The organism is Pseudomonas sp. P116, assembly GCF_020149425.1.
Classification (GTDB): domain Bacteria; phylum Pseudomonadota; class Gammaproteobacteria; order Pseudomonadales; family Pseudomonadaceae; genus Aquipseudomonas; species Aquipseudomonas anatoliensis.
The window spans coordinates 1,256,262-1,273,234 of record NZ_JACVHB010000001.1; the positions used below are offsets into that span (position 1 = coordinate 1,256,262).

Sequence of the window (16,973 nt, forward strand, 5' to 3'; positions counted from 1 at the left end):
ACGCTCCCAGCCTTATAGAAGGAAAGCCAATCGATGCCGCAGGTGGATCCCGAACTCTTCGACCGTGGCCAGTTCCAGGCTGAGCTGGCCCTGAAAGCGAGCCCCATCGCCGCCTTCAAGAAGGCGATTCGCCAGGCCCGCGACGTGCTCGACGCACGTTTTCGCAGTGGTCGTGATATTCGGCGGCTGATCGAGGACCGTGCCTGGTTCGTCGACAATATCCTGCAAAAGGCCTGGGAGCAGTTCAACTGGAGCGAAGACGCGGACATCGCGCTGGTCGCAGTCGGCGGCTACGGCCGAGGTGAATTGCACCCCTATTCCGACATCGATTTGCTGATCCTGCTGGACAGCGCCGATCACGAAGTTTTCCGCGATTCCATCGAGCGTTTTCTCACCTTGCTGTGGGACATCGGCCTGGAAGTCGGTCAGAGCGTTCGCTCGGTGGACGAGTGCGCGCAAGAGGCGCGCGCCGACCTTACCGTGGTCACCAACCTCATGGAAAGCCGCACCATCAGCGGCCCCGAACGTTTGCGCCAACGCATGCTCGACGTCACCAGCACTGCGCACATGTGGCCGGCCAAGGAATTTTTCCTGGCCAAACGCGCCGAGCAGAAGGCTCGTCACCACAAGTACAACGATACCGAATACAACCTGGAACCCAACGTCAAAGGCTCGCCCGGTGGACTACGGGATATTCAGACGATTCTGTGGGTCGCCCGTCGTCAGTACGGCACGCTGAATTTACGTGCACTCGCTGGCGAAGGTTTTCTGGTGGAGAGCGAAAACGCGTTGCTCGCGTCCTCTCAGGAATTTCTCTGGAAGGTGCGCTACGCCCTGCACATGCTCGCCGGACGCTCCGAAGACCGTCTGCTGTTCGATCATCAGCGTTCGATTGCGACGCTGCTGGGGTTCGAAGGCGATGACGCCAAGCACAGCATCGAAAACTTCATGCAGCAGTATTACCGGGTGGTCATGAGCATCGCCCAGCTCAGCGACCTGATCATCCAGCACTTCGAGGAAGTCATCCTCGCGCCGGAAGACGAAGCGCCGCCGCAACCGATCAATTCGCGTTTCCAGCTACATGACGGCTACATCGAAGCGCGCAACGACAATGTGTTCCGCCGCACCCCGTTCGCCATGCTCGAGATATTCGTGCTGATGGCCCAGCAGCCGGAAATCAAAGGCGTGCGCGCCGACACCATCCGCCTGCTGCGCGAGCATCGTCACCTGATCGACGACGATTTCCGCAACGACATCCGCAACACCAGCCTGTTTATCGAGCTGTTCAAATGCAAGATCGGCATCCATCGCAATCTGCGACGGATGAACCGTTACGGCATTCTCGGGCGCTACCTGCCGGAGTTCGGTTTTATCGTCGGGCAGATGCAGCACGACCTGTTCCACATTTATACGGTCGATGCGCACACGCTGAACCTGATCAAACACCTGCGTAAGCTTCAGTACACCCAGGTGTCGGAAAAATTCCCGTTGGCCAGCAAGCTCATGGCCAAGCTGCCGAAACCCGAGCTGATTTATCTCGCCGGCCTGTATCACGACATCGGCAAGGGCCGTCATGGCGATCACTCGGAGATCGGCGCGATCGATGCCGAGGCGTTCTGCCAGCGCCATCAGTTGCCGGTGTGGGATAGCCGCCTGATCGTCTGGCTGGTGCAGAACCACCTGGTGATGTCGACCACCGCTCAGCGCAAGGATTTGTCCGACCCGCAGGTAATCCACGATTTCGCGCAGGCGGTCGGCGATGAAACCCGTCTCGACTATCTGTACGTGCTGACCGTGGCCGACATCAATGCGACCAACCCGACGCTGTGGAACTCGTGGCGCGCCAGTCTGTTGCGCCAGCTCTACACCGAAACCAAGCGGGCATTGCGTCGCGGTCTGGAGAACCCAGTGGATCGCGAAGAGCAGATCCGTCAGACCCAAAGCGCGGCACTCGACATCCTCGTGCGCGGCGGCACCGATCCGGACGACGTCGAACAATTGTGGGCGCAACTGGGCGACGACTATTTTCTGCGCCACACCGCCGGCGACGTGGCCTGGCACAGCGATGCGATCCTCCAGCAACCCGTCGATGGCGGGCCGTTGGTGTTGATCAAGGAAACCACCCAGCGCGAGTTCGAGGGCGGCACACAAATCTTCATTTATGCACCGGATCAGCACGACTTCTTCGCGGTGACCGTGGCGGCAATGGATCAGCTCAACCTGAACATTCACGACGCCCGGGTTATCACCTCGAGCAGCCAGTTCACCCTCGACACCTACATCGTGCTCGACAACGATGGCGAATCCATCGGCGACAACCCTGTGCGGATCAAGCAGATCCGCGACGGTTTGACCGACGCCCTGCGCAATCCGGACGACTACCCGACGATCATTCAGCGCCGGGTGCCGCGCCAGCTCAAGCATTTCGCGTTCGCGCCGCAGGTCACTATCCACAACGACGCGCAACGCCCGGTCACCGTGCTGGAATTGACCGCACCTGACCGACCGGGTCTGCTGGCGCGAATCGGCGGAATCTTTCTGGAGTTCGACCTGTCGCTGCAAAACGCCAAGATTGCAACATTGGGCGAACGAGTGGAGGACGTGTTCTTTATTACTGATGCGAAAAATCAGCCTTTGTCCGATCCGCTGCTGTGCAGCCGTTTGCAGGATGCGATTGTCGAGCAGTTGAGCGTCAGCCACGAACCCGATATCAATCTTTCGCGTATCAGTATTTGATTTGAATTAACCATTTCCCCGGTGGACACAGACGTATGTGACGGTTTTTCTGTGGCGAGGGGATTTATCCCCGATGGGTCGCGAAGCGTCCCCAAATCAGCCATCACGGTGTACCAAGTACTCCGCATTCAATGATTTGCGACTGCTGCGCAGCCGATCGGGGATAGATCCCCTCACCACAGATCTCTAATTACAGACCTCTCCCCACATTGAACGAGGCCCGCATGAACAACGCTCTGAACCAGCTCCAGCCCTACCCGTTCGAGAAGCTCCGCGCCCTGCTCGGCACCGTGACCCCGAACCCGGACAAGCGCCCGATCGCGCTGTCCATCGGTGAGCCGAAACACCGTTCGCCAGGCTTCGTCGCCGAAACGCTGGCCAACAGCCTGGATCAGATGGCGGTGTATCCAACCACGCTCGGCATCCCGGCCCTGCGCGAAGCCATCGCCGGCTGGTGCGAACGCCGCTTCGGCGTCCCGAGCGGCTGGATCGACCCGGCGCGCAACGTGCTACCGGTCAATGGCACCCGTGAAGCGTTGTTCGCCTTCACCCAGACCGTGGTCAACCGTGGCGACGACGCGCTTGTAGTCAGCCCGAACCCGTTCTATCAGATCTACGAAGGCGCGGCGTTCCTGGCCGGCGCCAAACCGCATTACCTGCCGTGCCTGGACGATAACGGTTTCAATCCGGATTTCGACGCTGTTTCAGCGGACATCTGGAAGCGTTGCCAGATTCTGTTCCTGTGCTCGCCGGGCAACCCGACCGGTGCGCTGATTCCGGTCGACACCCTGAAAAAACTCATCGCCCTGGCGGATGAACACGACTTCGTGATCGCCGCCGACGAGTGCTACAGCGAACTGTACTTCGACGAGCAGACCCCGCCGCCAGGCCTGCTCAGCGCGTGCGTGGAACTGGGTCGCAAGGATTTCAAACGTTGCGTGGTGTTCCATAGCCTGTCCAAGCGCTCGAACCTGCCCGGCTTGCGTTCCGGCTTCGTCGCCGGCGATGCCGAGATCCTCAAGGGCTTCCTGCTGTATCGCACCTATCACGGCTGCGCGATGCCGGTTCAGACCCAACTGGCCAGCGTTGCCGCGTGGAATGACGAAGAGCATGTACGCGCCAACCGCACCTTGTACCGCGAGAAGTTCGACGCGGTACTGGAAATCCTCAGTCCGGTGATGGATGTGCAGCGTCCAGATGGCAGCTTTTATTTGTGGCCAAACGTGAAAGGTGACGACGCGGCGTTCTGCCGGGATCTGTTTGCCGAAGAACATGTGACCGTAGTGCCGGGCTCGTATCTGTCGCGCGATGTCGATGGCGTCAATCCGGGCGCCGGCCGCGTTCGAATGGCGCTGGTAGCGCCTTTGGCGGAGTGTGTTGAAGCCGCCGAACGGATTCGCGCCTTTATTACTCGTCAACAGTAAGCATGAAGGTCCGCGCCAGGCAACCTGGCGCGGACATTGATCCAGCGTGCTACAGCCACCTACGACGAACACGCCTATAACTTGCCTGCCAATACATCACGACTCCCTTCAAACACCCCACCGCCACAAATCCAGTCAAAACGAATGTTCACAGCATAAAGTTACAACATCCGCCCCCTGATACCTTTCAAATACATTAACTTCATTGCCCTGCCACACTGCCGCAAACACTCAGACCCAACACGGATGTTGATCATGCACTATGTAAAACAATTAACGACGCCATCGACTCAGGAACAGAATACCGCCGCGATATCCGAAGGACGGCCCAAACGCTCAGTGGCATCCAGCAAGTTATGGGAAAACGCCAGCACCCTGAAAATATCGTTTATGCCAGAGGTGCCCAATGAACTCAGATATCGTATAGAGCGTGTCATTCGGCAATGGGAGCCTTTTATCAGCCTTGCGATAGAACTCGTGGATGATGGCGAAGGTGACATTCGCATTGCAGTCGGCAGTAAACAAAGCGAGTCAATGGTTGGTACCGACGCACTCCGCGCGGATAAAAAAACAGCGACTCTGAAAATCGCTGTCAAGCCGGACGATTCAGACTTTGATCGAACAATGCTTCATGAGTTTGGCCATGCATTAGGTTTCCAGCATGCCCACTTGCATCCCGAAGCCAATATTCAATGGAACAAACCCGCGATCTACAAGTATTTCACCGAGAGCCATGGATGGAGTAACAAGGACGTTGATCGCAATCTGTTTTATATCAACGAATGGATGATTATTTATGGCACCTACGATAAAGATTCGATCATGCATTACCAGATCGCCAGTTTCATGACTCGAAACAATTGGGAAACAGGGATCAACCAGACGCTCAGCGAAGGCGACAAGGCCTTCGCCAGAGCGATTTATCCACCTATCGATTACGGTGACCTGTCTATTTGACTTGTCCGAGGTTGGCCTCACTCAGGTCGAGCTCCCCCAGCACTTCCCTGAGCACATCATCACCAATCTGATGTTGTCGGCTGAGGCTATACAACTCCAGGCGTTGCGCGCGCAGCGCCTTGAGACGTAAACGGCGCTCCAGCAGATCCATCTGGAATGCCAGCGCCTGGGCTTCGGCGGAGTCGTTGAAAACATCGAGCTGATGGCGGTACTCGGACATGATGCGCGCCTTGAGTTCCGCCGCCAGTGCTGCCTGCGCGGCGTCCTGCGGGGCAAGCTCTTCGGTTTCCAGCGAGTGAATGGCCGCCTCGGCGGTCTTGCGCCAGGCATCACGAACTTCCTGCCGGCGCTTGTCGTCCGGGCTCTTCTGGATGCCGCGCAGCAACAGTGGCAGCGCAATACACGCCGAGATCAGCGACAGCAAAATCACCCCGGCGGCGATGAAGATCAGCAGATCACGCTCGGGGAACGCATCCGCTCCCATCAGCATCGGCACCGACATCACACCCGCCAGCGTCACCGCACCGCGAACGCCGCCGACGGTCAGCAGCCAGCAGGATCGCGCAGTTGGCACTTGCGTCAGAGCACCTTTGCCGCGCAGACGCCGCAACAACACCGACAGGCGCCAAATGCTCTGCACCCAGATGAACCGCAGCACCACCAGCGCGAGGAATATCGCCACCACGTCGAGGCAGCGGTAAAACAGCGTCGGCCAGAGTGTCGATTCATGGCTGACCACGGCCTTGATGATGTCGGGCAGTTGCAGGCCCAGAAGCAGGAAGATCAGACCGTTAAAGGCAAACTCCAGCAGCGACCAGACGCTGCGATTGAGCAGTCGAGTGCTGGTCTGGCGCGGCAGCAGGTCGAGCCAGCTCTGCATCATCCCCGCCGCCACCGCGGAGAGAATGCCCGAGGCGCCAAGGCGTTCGGCCAACACATAAGCCGCAAACGGCAGCAGCAACATGAAGACGACGTGGGTCGCGGGATCATCCCACCCGCGAGTGATCATCCACGACCGCAAACGCCCGACCAGCCAACTCAGCGCCACACCGACGGCCAGGCCGCCGACCGCCACCAATACGAATGTCAAACTGGCGGTGGCCAGCGAGAACACGCCCGTCACCGCAGCGGCCAAAGCAAACTTGAACGTCACCAGACCCGACGCATCGTTCATCAGTGCTTCGCCCTGAAGCATGTGCATCAGCGGCGTCGGCAGGCGATTTTGCGAAATCGCCGAAACAGCCACCGCGTCCGTTGGCGACAACACGGCAGCCAACGCGAATGCCACCGGCAGCGGAATTGTCGGCAATAACCAATGAATGAAGTACCCGGCTCCAACCACCGTAAACAGCACCAGCCCGACGGCCAATGTCAGGATCGGGCCACGCAGGTGCCAGAGTTCGCGTTTGGGCATGCGCCAACCGTCGGAGAACAGCAGCGGCGGCAGGAACAGAAACAGGAATAGTTCGGGATCCAGCGCCACGTGCAAACCGAGGGTCGGCCAGGCCAGCAAGGCGCCAGCGGCAATTTGCACAAGAGGCAGCGGCAGCGGGATGACCCGTCCGACCAGACGCGAGACGCTGACGAGCATCAGCAGGATCAGGACGGTGTAAGCGGTTTGCATAAATCAGAATCTCGGACAATCGACAGCGTTGAACTGCCATATTAGCCGTTTAGGCTGCGCCTGACCGTTGCACCTATGTCGCACGCCGACACTGATCCCCGTGTAGGAGCTGCGCCACGCTGCGATCTTTTGATGTTTAAAAACAGAATCAAAAGATCGCAGCCTCGTTTCACTCGACAGCTCCTACAGGGTTTTGTGGTGGCAGATAAACCTCGGCGCCGCGAAACCGTTTGGTCATGGCATAATCCGACACCATTTTTTTCCAGCACCTGTAAAGGGGGCAATTCCTTGACCGTTTCAAGTAAAACGTTGCACCTTTTCGGCATCAAAGCCTGCGACACCATGAAAAAGGCGCGCACCTGGCTTGATGAACACGCTGTCGCCTATGACTTTCACGATTACAAGACCGCCGGTATCGACCGCGAACACCTGACCCAATGGTGTGACGAGCACGGCTGGCAAACGGTGTTGAACCGCGCAGGCACGACCTTTCGCAAACTCGACGACGAACGTAAAGCCGATCTCGACCAAGCAAAAGCCATCGAACTGATGCTCGCCCAACCCTCGATGATCAAGCGCCCGGTGCTCGATCTCGGTGACCGAACCCTGATTGGCTTCAAGCCAGATATCTACGCGGCCGCTCTGAAGTAAGCAGCCCGTCACTCTTTGTAGAGGTATTCACATGTCCAACTCTCTGTTCAGCATCGCCTTCGGTGTCGGCACGCAAAACCGCCAGGGCGCCTGGCTCGAAGTGTTTTACGCGCAGCCACTGCTTAATCCTTCGGCCGAACTGGTCGCTGCTGTTGCACCGATCCTCGGTTACACCGAAGGCAATCAGGCCATCACCTTCACCACCGCACAGGCTGCGCAACTGGCTGAAGCGGTCAAAGGCATCGACGCGATTCAGGGCAAACTGCTGACCCGTCTGGCCGAGAGCCACAAGCCGCTGGTCGCCACTTTGCTGGCCGAAGACGCGCAACTGACTTCCACGCCTGAGGCGTACCTGAAGCTGCACCTGTTGTCCCACCGTCTGGTCAAGCCGCACGGCGTGAGCCTGGCCGGGATCTTCCCGCTGCTGCCGAACGTAGCGTGGACCAGCCAAGGCGCTGTCGACCTGAGCGAACTGGCCGAAATGCAACTCGAAGCGCGTCTGCGTGGCGAGCTGCTGGAAGTGTTCTCGGTGGACAAGTTCCCGAAAATGACCGACTACGTCGTACCGGCCGGCGTGCGTATCGCTGACGCCGCGCGTCTGCGTCTGGGCGCTTACGTGGGCGAAGGCACCACCGTGATGCACGAAGGTTTCATCAACTTCAACGCCGGCACCGAAGGCCCGGGCATGATCGAAGGCCGCGTGTCGGCTGGCGTCTTCGTCGGCAAGGGTTCGGACCTGGGCGGCGGTTGCTCGACCATGGGCACCCTGTCGGGCGGCGGCAACATCGTGATCAAGGTTGGCGAAGGCTGCCTGATCGGCGCCAACGCCGGTATCGGTATTCCGTTGGGCGACCGCAACACCGTCGAGTCGGGCCTGTACGTGACCGCCGGCACCAAAGTCGCGCTGCTGGATGAGCACAACAATCTGGTTAAAGTTGTGAAGGCGCGTGAACTGGCCGGCCAGACCGACCTGCTGTTCCGTCGCAATTCGGAAACCGGTGCCGTGGAATGCAAAACCCACAAATCGGCGATCGAGCTGAACGAAGCGCTGCACGCTCACAACTAAGCGTTAGACGATCATTGTAGGTGTGAGCCTGCTCGCGATGCTTTTAGCGCCCTCACAGACGCCACCGCGAGCAGGCTCACTCCTACAGGGTCTGGCGTACATCCCGCCCCTCTTCACCAGGGCTAAAAACTGTGATGATTGCCTCCCCCTGGCGTGCCGATTTTCCGGCCATCGCCGCTCTGCAACGGCAAGACCAGACCTATCTGGACAACGCCGCCACCACGCAAAAACCTCAAGCCCTGCTCGACGCGCTGGCGCATTACTACGCCAACGGCGCGGCCAATGTGCACCGTGCACAACACTTGCCCGGCGCCCATGCCACGCAGGCATTTGAAGACAGTCGGCTGAAAGTCGGGCAATGGCTGAATGCTAGTGACAGCGGGCAGATCATCTTTACCCACGGCGCCACCAGCGCGCTGAATCTCCTGGCTTATGGCCTGGAACATCTTTTCCAGCCGGGCGATGAAATTGTCATCAGCGCCCTGGAGCATCACGCCAACCTGCTGCCGTGGCAGCAACTGGCACAACGTCGTCAACTGAAACTGGTGATCCTGCCACTGGATGTCGACGGTTTGATCGACCTCGCCGCCGCTGTGCACCTGATCGGCCCGCGCACGCGCCTGCTGGCGGTCAGTCAGTTGTCCAACGTGCTCGGCGCCTGGCAACCATTGCCGGCGCTGCTGGGCATGGCCAAGGCGCACAACGCGCTGACCGTGGTCGACGGCGCGCAAGGTGTGGTTCACGGTCGGCATGACGTGCAGGCACTGGGTTGCGACTTTTATGTGTTTTCCAGCCACAAGCTGTACGGCCCCGATGGCCTCGGCGTGCTATTTGGGCGCAACACTGCGCTTGAACAGCTGAAACCGTGGCAGTTCGGTGGCGAAATGGTCCTGGAAGCCAACTATCACGACGCACGTTTCCGCCCTGCTCCACTGGGTTTCGAGGCGGGCACGCCGCCGATTGCCAGCGTAATCGGCCTCGGCGCGACCCTCGACTATCTGGCAGGTCTTGATCAGGACGCGGTGTCGGCGCACGAAGCGGCATTGCATGACTATCTGTTGCGTGGCCTCGCGGCACGTAACGGCGTTCGCCTGCTGGGCAAACCGCAACTGGCGCTGGCCAGTTTTGTCGTTGAAGGCGTGCACAACGCGGATCTGGCGCACCTGCTGACCGAGCAAGGCATTGCCGTGCGCGCCGGGCACCATTGCGCGATGCCGTTACTGAAAAGCTTTGAGCTGGCTGGGGCGATTCGGGTGTCGCTGGCGCTGTACAACGATTCGGAGGATCTGGAACGCTTCTTTGAAGCGCTGGATCAGGCGCTGGAGTTATTGCGATGAGCTTGCCGGTCGAGGCTGCCGAGGCGCTGCAAACCTTTCAGAATGCGGCAGGTTGGGAACAGCGGGCGCGATTGCTGATGCAGTTTGGTGATCGCCTGGCGCCGTTGAATGACGCAGACAAGTGCGACGCCAACCGCGTGCACGGCTGTGAAAGCCAGGTGTGGCTGGTCGGTGCGTTACAGGATGGCCACTGGCAGTTCGCCGCGAGTAGCGATGCGCGGATGATTCGTGGGTTGGTGGCGTTGCTGCTGTTGCGGGTCAATGGCCTGACTGCTAATGAGTTGCAGCAAGTGGATTTACCGGACTGGTTCAGTCAGTTGGGGCTGTCGCGACAGTTGTCACCGTCGCGCAGCAATGGCCTGAATGCTGTGCTTCAGCGAATGAATGAGCTCGCAGGTTAATCCTGTAGTGGAACTCCCCTGTGGCGAGGGGATTTATCCCCGATGGGTCGCGAAGCGGCCCCATTTTTTCATAGTCACACCGCATCCATAGGCTTTGGGGCGGCTTCGCCCCCCATCGGGGATAAATCCCCTCGCCACAAAAACTGCTTTCACTGCACTTCAGGTTTGACCCGCTCTGCCGGGCGCCGAACACCCGCCACAATCTTGTCCACAGCCTTGGTCGCCGCAACCATGCCGAACGTCGCCGTGACCATCATCACCGCGCCAAACCCGCCCGCGCAGTCGAGCTTTACGCCGTCGCCGACAAAACTCTTCTGCAAACAAATGCTGCCATCCGGTTTCGGATAGCGCAGCTGCTCGGTGGAGAACACGCACGGCACGCTGTAATGGCGGGTCACGGTGCGCGAGAAGCCGTAATCGCGGCGCAATGTCGAGCGCACTTTCGAGGCCAGCGGATCGTTGAACGTGCGGTTGAGATCGCAGACCTGAATCAGCGTCGGATCAATCTGCCCACCCGCGCCACCGGTGGTGATGATCTGAATCTTGCGGCGCTTGCACCAGGCGATCAGCGCAGCTTTGGCGTTGACCGCGTCGATGCAGTCGATCACGCAGTCGATATTCGGCGTGATGTATTCGGCCATGGTCTCGCGGGTGACGAAATCCGCCACGGCGTGCACCGTGCAGTCCGGGTTGATCCCGCGCAGACGCTCGGCCATCACCTCGACCTTGGGTTTGCCGACGGTGCTGTCCAGCGCGTGCAACTGGCGGTTGGCATTGCTGACACAGACGTCGTCGAGGTCGAACAGCGAAATCTCGCCGACGCCACAACGGGCAATGGCTTCCGCCGCCCAGGAACCGACGCCACCGACGCCGACGATCGCCACGTGGGCCGCGCGCAAGCGCTCCATGCCTTCGATGCCATACAAACGGGCGATGCCTGCAAACCGCGGATCTTCTGTACTCATGACCATTACCCCAAAAACCGGCGCGCATTATAGGGCTACGCAGCGACAAGTTTTAACCTTCGATCTACAAGTGTAAGAACTTAAGTCAAAGAGGCTTGCCCAATGTGAGCCATTTCCCTGTCTGATGTACGACCGGCGAACTGTCGGTGTAGGATGCGCGCCCCTGTGGGGTACAGCCTACCGATCCTTCGTTCCACAGCCTTTGGAACCCGAAACAGCTATGTCATCGCGTAAATTTGGTCTCAACCTGGTGGTGGTTCTGGCAATCGCCGCCCTGTTCACTGGTTTCTGGGCGCTGATCAATCGCCCGGTCTCCGCGCCCAATTGGCCGGAACAGATCTCCGGTTTCTCTTATTCGCCGTTCCAGCAGGGACAGTACCCACAGAAGGATCAGTATCCGTCTGACGACGAGATGCGCCGCGACCTCGAGATCATGAGCAAGTTGACGGATAACATCCGTATCTACTCGGTCGACGGTTCCCTGCAAGACATTCCAAAACTGGCTGAAGAGTTCGGTCTGCGCGTGACCCTGGGGATCTGGATCAGCCCCGATCAGGAGCGCAACGAGCGCGAAATCACTCGTGCCATCGAACTGGCCAACACGTCGCGCAGTGTGGTTCGCGTGGTGGTCGGTAACGAGGCAATCTTCCGTAAGGAAATCACCGCTGAACAACTCAGCGTACTGCTCGACCGGGTGCGCGCTGCGGTGAAAGTACCCGTCACCACGTCCGAACAGTGGCACGTCTGGGAAGAACACCCGGAGCTGGCCAAGCACGTTGACCTGATCGCCGCTCACGTTCTGCCGTACTGGGAATTCATCCCGGTCGACAAGGCCGGCCAGTTCGTCTTCGACCGCGCCCGCGACCTGAAAAAGATGTTCCCGAAAAAACCGTTGTTGCTGTCCGAAATCGGCTGGCCAAGCAACGGCCGCATGCGCGGTGGCGCTGATGCGTCGCCGGCGGATCAGGCGATCTACCTGCGTACGCTGGTGAACAAACTCAACCGTCAGGGCTTCAACTACTTCGTGATCGAAGCGTTCGACCAGCCGTGGAAGGCCAGCGATGAAGGTTCGGTCGGCGCGTATTGGGGCGTGTTCAACGCCGCGCGTCAGCAGAAATTCAATTTCGAAGGCCCGGTGGTCGCGATCCCGCAATGGCGCGTGCTGGCAGTCGGTTCGGTGGTGCTGGCGCTGTTGTCGCTGACGTTGCTGATGATCGACGGCTCGGCGCTGCGTCAGCGCGGACGCGTGTTCCTGACCTTTATCGCCTTCCTTTGCGGGTCGGTGCTGGTGTGGATCGGTTACGACTACAGCCTGCAATACAGCACGTGGTTCAGTCTGACGGTGGGTTTCCTGCTGGCGCTCGGTGCGTTCGGGGTGTTCATCGTGTTACTCACCGAGGCCCATGAACTGGCTGAAGCGGTGTGGATTCACAAACGTCGACGCGAATTCCTGCCGGTGGTGGGTGATTCGGACTACCGGCCGAAAGTGTCGATCCATGTGCCGTGCTACAACGAGCCGCCGGAGATGGTCAAACAGACCCTCGACGCCTTGGCCGCCCTCGATTACCCGGACTATGAAGTCCTGATCATCGACAACAACACCAAGGACCCGGCGGTGTGGGAGCCGGTGCGCGACTACTGCGAAACCCTCGGCCCGCGCTTCAAGTTCTTCCATGTTTCGCCATTGGCCGGCTTCAAGGGCGGCGCGCTGAACTACCTGCTTCCGCACACCGCCAAGGATGCCGAAGTGATCGCGGTCATCGATTCGGACTACTGCGTGTCGCCGAACTGGCTCAAGCACATGGTGCCGCACTTCGCCGACCCGAAAATCGCCGTGGTGCAGTCGCCGCAGGATTACCGCGACCAGAACGAAAGCACCTTCAAGAAGCTCTGCTACGCCGAATACAAGGGCTTCTTCCATATCGGCATGGTCACCCGTAACGACCGCGACGCGATCATCCAGCACGGCACCATGACCATGACTCGCCGTTCGGTTCTGGAAGAATTGGGCTGGGCTGACTGGTGTATCTGCGAGGATGCCGAACTCGGTCTGCGTGTATTCGAAAAAGGCCTGTCGGCGGCGTATTACCACGACAGCTACGGCAAGGGCCTGATGCCGGATACGTTTATCGACTTCAAGAAGCAGCGCTTCCGCTGGGCCTACGGTGCGATTCAGATCATCAAGCGTCACACCGGCAGCCTGCTGCGCGGCAAGGACACCGAATTGACTCGCGGCCAGCGCTACCACTTCCTCGCGGGCTGGTTGCCATGGGTCGCGGACGGCATGAACATCTTCTTCACCGTCGGCGCGCTGTTGTGGTCGGCGGCGATGATCATCGTGCCGCAGCGGGTCGATCCGCCGCTGCTGATTTTCGCGATCCCGCCGTTGGCGCTGTTCGTGTTCAAGGTCGGCAAGATCATCTTCCTGTACCGTCGCGCCGTTGGCGTGAACCTGAAAGATGCGTTCTGCGCGGCACTGGCCGGGCTGGCGTTGTCGCACACCATTGCCAAAGCGGTGCTGTACGGTTTCTTCACCAGCAGCATTCCGTTCTTCCGCACGCCGAAAAACGCTGACAACCACGGTTTCTGGGTGGCGATCTCCGAAGCGCGCGAAGAGCTGTTCATCATGCTGCTGTTGTGGGGCGCAGCGCTGGGGATCTATCTGGTCAACGGCATGCCGAGCAACGACATGCGCTTCTGGGTGGTCATGTTGCTGGTGCAGTCGCTGCCGTATCTGGCGGCGTTGATCATGGCGTTCCTGTCGTCGCTGCCAAAACCTGCGGCGGCGCCTGAGCCGGCAACCGCGTAATCGGTTATTGGATAACGTCAAACGGCGGCCTTCGGGTCGCCGTTTTGCTTTAGAATGGTCGCCTTTTTCAATGCCAACACATCCTGTAGGAGCTGCCGCAAGCTGCGATCTTTTGATTTTGTTTTTTAAATCAACAGCAAGATCAACAGATCGCAGCCTGCGGTAGCGTCTACAGGTTTACCGTGCGCACCCCGGAGTTATTACATGACGGCCCACGCCGACCTTTCGCCGACCCTTCAACTCGCCATCGACCTGATCCGCCGTCCGTCCGTGACGCCGGTCGACGCCGATTGCCAGAAGCAGATGATGCAGCGCCTGGGCGATGCCGGTTTCAAACTGGAGCCGATGCGCATCGAAGATGTGGATAACTTCTGGGCTACCCACGGCGACAACGATGGCCCGGTGCTGTGTTTCGCCGGTCATACCGACGTGGTGCCGACCGGTCCGGTGACTGCCTGGCAGATCGACCCGTTCAACGCGCTGATCGATGAACACGGCATGCTCTGCGGACGTGGCGCGGCGGACATGAAAGGCAGCCTGGCGTCGATGACCGTCGCCGCCGAGCGCTTTGTGACCGACTTCCCGAACCACAAAGGCAAGGTCGCGTTCCTGATCACCAGCGACGAAGAAGGCCCGGCGCACCACGGCACCAAGGCTGTGGTTGAGCGTTTGGCCGCGCGTAACGAGCGTCTGGACTGGTGCATCGTCGGCGAACCGTCGAGCACCACGCTGGTCGGCGACGTGGTGAAAAACGGCCGTCGCGGCTCGCTGGGCGCCAAGCTCACCGTCAAAGGCATTCAGGGCCACGTGGCCTATCCGCATCTGGCCAAGAACCCGATCCACCTCGCCGCGCCTGCGCTGTCCGAGCTGGCCGCCGAGCACTGGGATCACGGCAACGATTTCTTCCCGCCGACCAGCTTCCAGATTTCCAACGTCAATTCCGGCACCGGCGCGACCAACGTGATCCCGGGTGATCTGGTGGCAGTGTTCAACTTCCGTTTCTCCACCGAGTCGACCGTCGAAGGCCTGCAGAAACGCGTGGCCGACATCCTCGACAAGCATGACCTGGACTGGCACATCGACTGGGCGCTGTCCGGCCTGCCGTTCCTCACCGAGCCGGGCGCGCTGCTCGACGCGGTGTCGGCGAGCATCAAGGACATCACCGGCCGCGAGACCAAGGCGTCTACCAGCGGCGGCACCTCCGACGGTCGTTTCATCGCGACCATGGGCACGCAAGTGGTTGAACTGGGCCCGGTCAACGCGACCATTCACCAGGTCAACGAGCGCGTGCTGGCAGCCGATCTCGATGTACTGACCGAGATTTACTACCAGACCATGATCAAGTTGCTCGCCTGATGCTCGCGTGCCCGATCTGCAGTGAGCCGCTGAATGCGGTGGACAACGGCGTGGCCTGCCCCGCCGGGCATCGTTTTGACCGTGCGCGGCAGGGTTACCTGAACCTGCTGCCGGTGCAGCACAAAAACAGCCGCGATCCTGGCGACAATCAGGCGATGGTCGAGGCCCGCCGTGATTTCTTGAACGCCGGCCATTACGCGCCGGTGGCCAAGCGTCTGGCCGAGCTGGCGGCGAGTTACGCGCCGGCACGCTGGGTCGACATTGGTTGTGGTGAGGGTTACTACACCGCGCAGATCGCCGCTGCCCTGCCGGATGCCGATGGCTACGCACTGGATATCTCGCGGGAAGCCGTCAAACGCGCCTGCAAACGCAATCCGCAACTGACCTGGTTGATCGCCAGCATGGCCCGCGTGCCATTGGCGTCGGGCAGCTGCCAGTTTCTCGCCAGCGTCTTCAGTCCATTGGATTGGGAAGAGGCCAAACGCCTGCTGAGCGTCGGCGGCGGATTGATGAAAGTCGGCCCGACCAGCGGCCATTTGATGGAACTGCGCGAAAGCCTGTACGACGAAGTGCGCGAATACACCGACGACAAGCATCTGGCCCTGGTGCCGCAAGGCATGGCGCTGGCGCACAGTGAAACCCTGGAATTCAAGCTGACGCTGGACAAGCCGCAGGATCGCGCCAACCTCCTGGCGATGACACCCCACGGCTGGCGCGCCAGTGCCGAGCGTCGCGCGGCAGTGATCGAGCAGGCCGAGCCGTTCGAGACCACCGTGTCGATGCGCTACGATTATTTCGTTCTTCAATAACTATTGGTCTCGGGCAAATGCCCGGGGCCGGCTAAATCCGCGAATGGATTTTTCAGACCCGCAGTGAGGACATCCATGCGCCAACCGGATATCGAGATTTACCTGAAAGACGCCGACGTCGACCACAAGGCCATCGCCGCCTGGCTCGGCGCCGCGCTGGGCCCGTGCAGCGACTGGGTACAGAAAGGCCAGACCTACAAGTGCAAGGCCGGCAACGTCCCGGTCACCTGGCTGCCGAAAGCCGTGGGCAAATGGAACAGCCTGTACCTGGAAAGCGACCAGACCCCATGGGACGACGACATCGCCTGCGCCCGCGCAGCATTTGCCGCGCTGAACGTCGAAGTGCGTTGCGCGCCGGGCACGTGGGTCGAGGAAGAAGGTGAGGAGACGGCGGATCGCTGGATGCGCATCAGCGAAGACGGTGAAGAAGAGATCACCTGGAAAACCGCTTAACCAGCAAAAGATCGCAGCCTTCGGCAGCTCCTACAGGGGAATGCATTCCAAACTGTAGGAGCTGCCGAAGGCTGCGATCTTTTGATCCTGGTTTTTACAGACCCACAACATCCTCAGCCTGCAAACCCTTCTCCCCCGTCACCACCGCGTACTCGACCTGCTGACCTTCCGCCAGCGAGCGGTGTCCTTCGCCGCGAATCGCGCGGTAGTGCACGAATACGTCCACCCCGTCGTCGCGCTGAATGAAGCCGTAGCCCTTGGCGTCGTTGAACCACTTCACGTTGCCGGTTTCACGTGTTGCCATCTGTTCATACTCCTTTTTTATTATTGGACAGGCTTTTCGCAGGAAAGCCTTTGAGGAACGTCAGCCTGCGTCCGACGACCA

The 16,973-nt window shown here is 59.9% G+C and carries 14 protein-coding genes; 11 read left to right on the forward strand and 3 right to left on the reverse strand.

What is annotated here, in order from left to right; translation table 11 throughout:
- The first annotated feature begins 33 nt into the window (after positions 1-33).
- From ICA15_RS06215 to ICA15_RS06225, 3 genes are all read left to right on the forward strand, one after another.
- Positions 34-2,736, forward strand: a complete 2,703-nt coding sequence (locus ICA15_RS06215) for a [protein-PII] uridylyltransferase (RefSeq protein WP_150618106.1) — start codon at positions 34-36, stop codon at positions 2,734-2,736.
- Positions 2,737-2,960: 224 nt separating this feature from the next.
- Complete coding sequence (gene dapC / locus ICA15_RS06220) at positions 2,961-4,160, forward strand: succinyldiaminopimelate transaminase (RefSeq protein WP_210553891.1); 1,200 nt, start codon at positions 2,961-2,963, stop codon at positions 4,158-4,160.
- Positions 4,161-4,415: 255 nt separating this feature from the next.
- Entirely contained in the window at positions 4,416-5,117 is a 702-nt protein-coding gene (locus tag ICA15_RS06225; protein WP_150618108.1) for a M12 family metallopeptidase, read from the forward strand.
- On the opposite strand, the gene ICA15_RS06230 is transcribed toward ICA15_RS06225, so the two are convergent.
- Positions 5,110-6,741, reverse strand: coding sequence for a Na+/H+ antiporter (locus ICA15_RS06230; RefSeq protein ID WP_210553892.1), 1,632 nt, complete (start codon positions 6,739-6,741; stop codon positions 5,110-5,112). The two genes, ICA15_RS06225 and ICA15_RS06230, sit on opposite strands and share 8 nt — an antisense overlap.
- Positions 6,742-7,029: 288 nt before the next feature.
- Here ICA15_RS06230 and ICA15_RS06235 point away from each other — a divergent pair, with 288 nt between their 5' ends.
- The 4 genes from ICA15_RS06235 to ICA15_RS06250 all read left to right on the forward strand — a co-directional run bounded on the left by ICA15_RS06235 (position 7,030) and on the right by ICA15_RS06250 (position 10,196).
- Complete coding sequence (locus ICA15_RS06235; RefSeq protein WP_042557868.1) at positions 7,030-7,392, forward strand: ArsC family reductase; 363 nt, start codon at positions 7,030-7,032, stop codon at positions 7,390-7,392.
- A gap of 31 nt (positions 7,393-7,423) precedes the next feature.
- A complete protein-coding gene (gene dapD / locus ICA15_RS06240) occupies positions 7,424-8,458 on the forward strand; it encodes a 2,3,4,5-tetrahydropyridine-2,6-dicarboxylate N-succinyltransferase (RefSeq protein WP_210553893.1) in 1,035 nt (344 codons plus the stop codon).
- Positions 8,459-8,589: 131 nt separating this feature from the next.
- Positions 8,590-9,795 (forward strand): aminotransferase class V-fold PLP-dependent enzyme, encoded by a 1,206-nt coding sequence (locus ICA15_RS06245; RefSeq protein WP_210553894.1) that lies wholly within the window; start codon positions 8,590-8,592, stop codon positions 9,793-9,795.
- The gene (locus ICA15_RS06250) at positions 9,792-10,196 is read left to right on the forward strand and encodes a SufE family protein (protein WP_210553895.1); all 405 of its coding nucleotides are present in this window, start codon (positions 9,792-9,794) and stop codon (positions 10,194-10,196) included. The genes ICA15_RS06245 and ICA15_RS06250 overlap by 4 nt, the downstream gene beginning before the upstream one ends.
- 149 nt (positions 10,197-10,345) lie before the next feature.
- On the opposite strand, the gene tcdA is transcribed toward ICA15_RS06250, so the two are convergent.
- On the reverse strand, positions 10,346-11,167 hold the full coding sequence (tcdA, locus tag ICA15_RS06255; RefSeq protein ID WP_150604718.1) for a tRNA cyclic N6-threonylcarbamoyladenosine(37) synthase TcdA: 822 nt from the start codon (positions 11,165-11,167) through the stop codon (positions 10,346-10,348).
- Positions 11,168-11,381: 214 nt separating this feature from the next.
- On the opposite strand from tcdA, the gene ICA15_RS06260 reads away from it, so the two are divergent.
- The 4 genes from ICA15_RS06260 (at position 11,382) to ICA15_RS06275 (ending at position 16,588) form a co-directional block, all read left to right on the forward strand.
- Entirely contained in the window at positions 11,382-13,970 is a 2,589-nt protein-coding gene (locus ICA15_RS06260; protein ID WP_210553896.1) for a glycosyltransferase, read from the forward strand.
- A 204-nt stretch (positions 13,971-14,174) separates the two neighbouring features.
- Positions 14,175-15,326, forward strand: a complete 1,152-nt coding sequence (dapE, locus tag ICA15_RS06265; RefSeq protein ID WP_150618113.1) for a succinyl-diaminopimelate desuccinylase — start codon at positions 14,175-14,177, stop codon at positions 15,324-15,326.
- Positions 15,326-16,135 carry a putative RNA methyltransferase gene (locus ICA15_RS06270; protein ID WP_210553897.1) on the forward strand — a complete coding sequence of 270 codons (810 nt, stop codon included), beginning with the start codon at positions 15,326-15,328 and terminating at the stop codon, positions 16,133-16,135. The genes dapE and ICA15_RS06270 overlap by 1 nt, the downstream gene beginning before the upstream one ends.
- A gap of 75 nt (positions 16,136-16,210) precedes the next feature.
- Positions 16,211-16,588, forward strand: a complete 378-nt coding sequence (locus tag ICA15_RS06275; protein WP_150604722.1) for a hypothetical protein — start codon at positions 16,211-16,213, stop codon at positions 16,586-16,588.
- A gap of 94 nt (positions 16,589-16,682) precedes the next feature.
- On the opposite strand, the gene ICA15_RS06280 is transcribed toward ICA15_RS06275, so the two are convergent.
- Positions 16,683-16,892, reverse strand: a complete 210-nt coding sequence (locus tag ICA15_RS06280; protein WP_042557861.1) for a cold-shock protein — start codon at positions 16,890-16,892, stop codon at positions 16,683-16,685.
- Positions 16,893-16,973: the final 81 nt, after the last annotated feature.

What these genes read in the sequence shown, in the direction of transcription:
- ICA15_RS06215 (WP_150618106.1), top strand. Translation starts at nt 34, where the DNA reads ATGCCGCAGGTGGATCCCGAACTCTTCGACCGTGGCCAGTTCCAGGCT.
- dapC (WP_210553891.1), top strand. Translation starts at nt 2,961, where the DNA reads ATGAACAACGCTCTGAACCAGCTCCAGCCCTACCCGTTCGAGAAGCTC.
- ICA15_RS06225 (WP_150618108.1), top strand. Translation starts at nt 4,416, where the DNA reads ATGCACTATGTAAAACAATTAACGACGCCATCGACTCAGGAACAGAAT.
- ICA15_RS06230 (WP_210553892.1), bottom strand. Translation starts at nt 6,741, where the DNA reads ATGCAAACCGCTTACACCGTCCTGATCCTGCTGATGCTCGTCAGCGTC.
- dapD (WP_210553893.1), top strand. Translation starts at nt 7,424, where the DNA reads ATGTCCAACTCTCTGTTCAGCATCGCCTTCGGTGTCGGCACGCAAAAC.
- ICA15_RS06250 (WP_210553895.1), top strand. Translation starts at nt 9,792, where the DNA reads ATGAGCTTGCCGGTCGAGGCTGCCGAGGCGCTGCAAACCTTTCAGAAT.
- tcdA (WP_150604718.1), bottom strand. Translation starts at nt 11,167, where the DNA reads ATGGTCATGAGTACAGAAGATCCGCGGTTTGCAGGCATCGCCCGTTTG.
- ICA15_RS06260 (WP_210553896.1), top strand. Translation starts at nt 11,382, where the DNA reads ATGTCATCGCGTAAATTTGGTCTCAACCTGGTGGTGGTTCTGGCAATC.
- dapE (WP_150618113.1), top strand. Translation starts at nt 14,175, where the DNA reads ATGACGGCCCACGCCGACCTTTCGCCGACCCTTCAACTCGCCATCGAC.
- ICA15_RS06270 (WP_210553897.1), top strand. Translation starts at nt 15,326, where the DNA reads ATGCTCGCGTGCCCGATCTGCAGTGAGCCGCTGAATGCGGTGGACAAC.
- ICA15_RS06275 (WP_150604722.1), top strand. Translation starts at nt 16,211, where the DNA reads ATGCGCCAACCGGATATCGAGATTTACCTGAAAGACGCCGACGTCGAC.
- ICA15_RS06280 (WP_042557861.1), bottom strand. Translation starts at nt 16,892, where the DNA reads ATGGCAACACGTGAAACCGGCAACGTGAAGTGGTTCAACGACGCCAAG.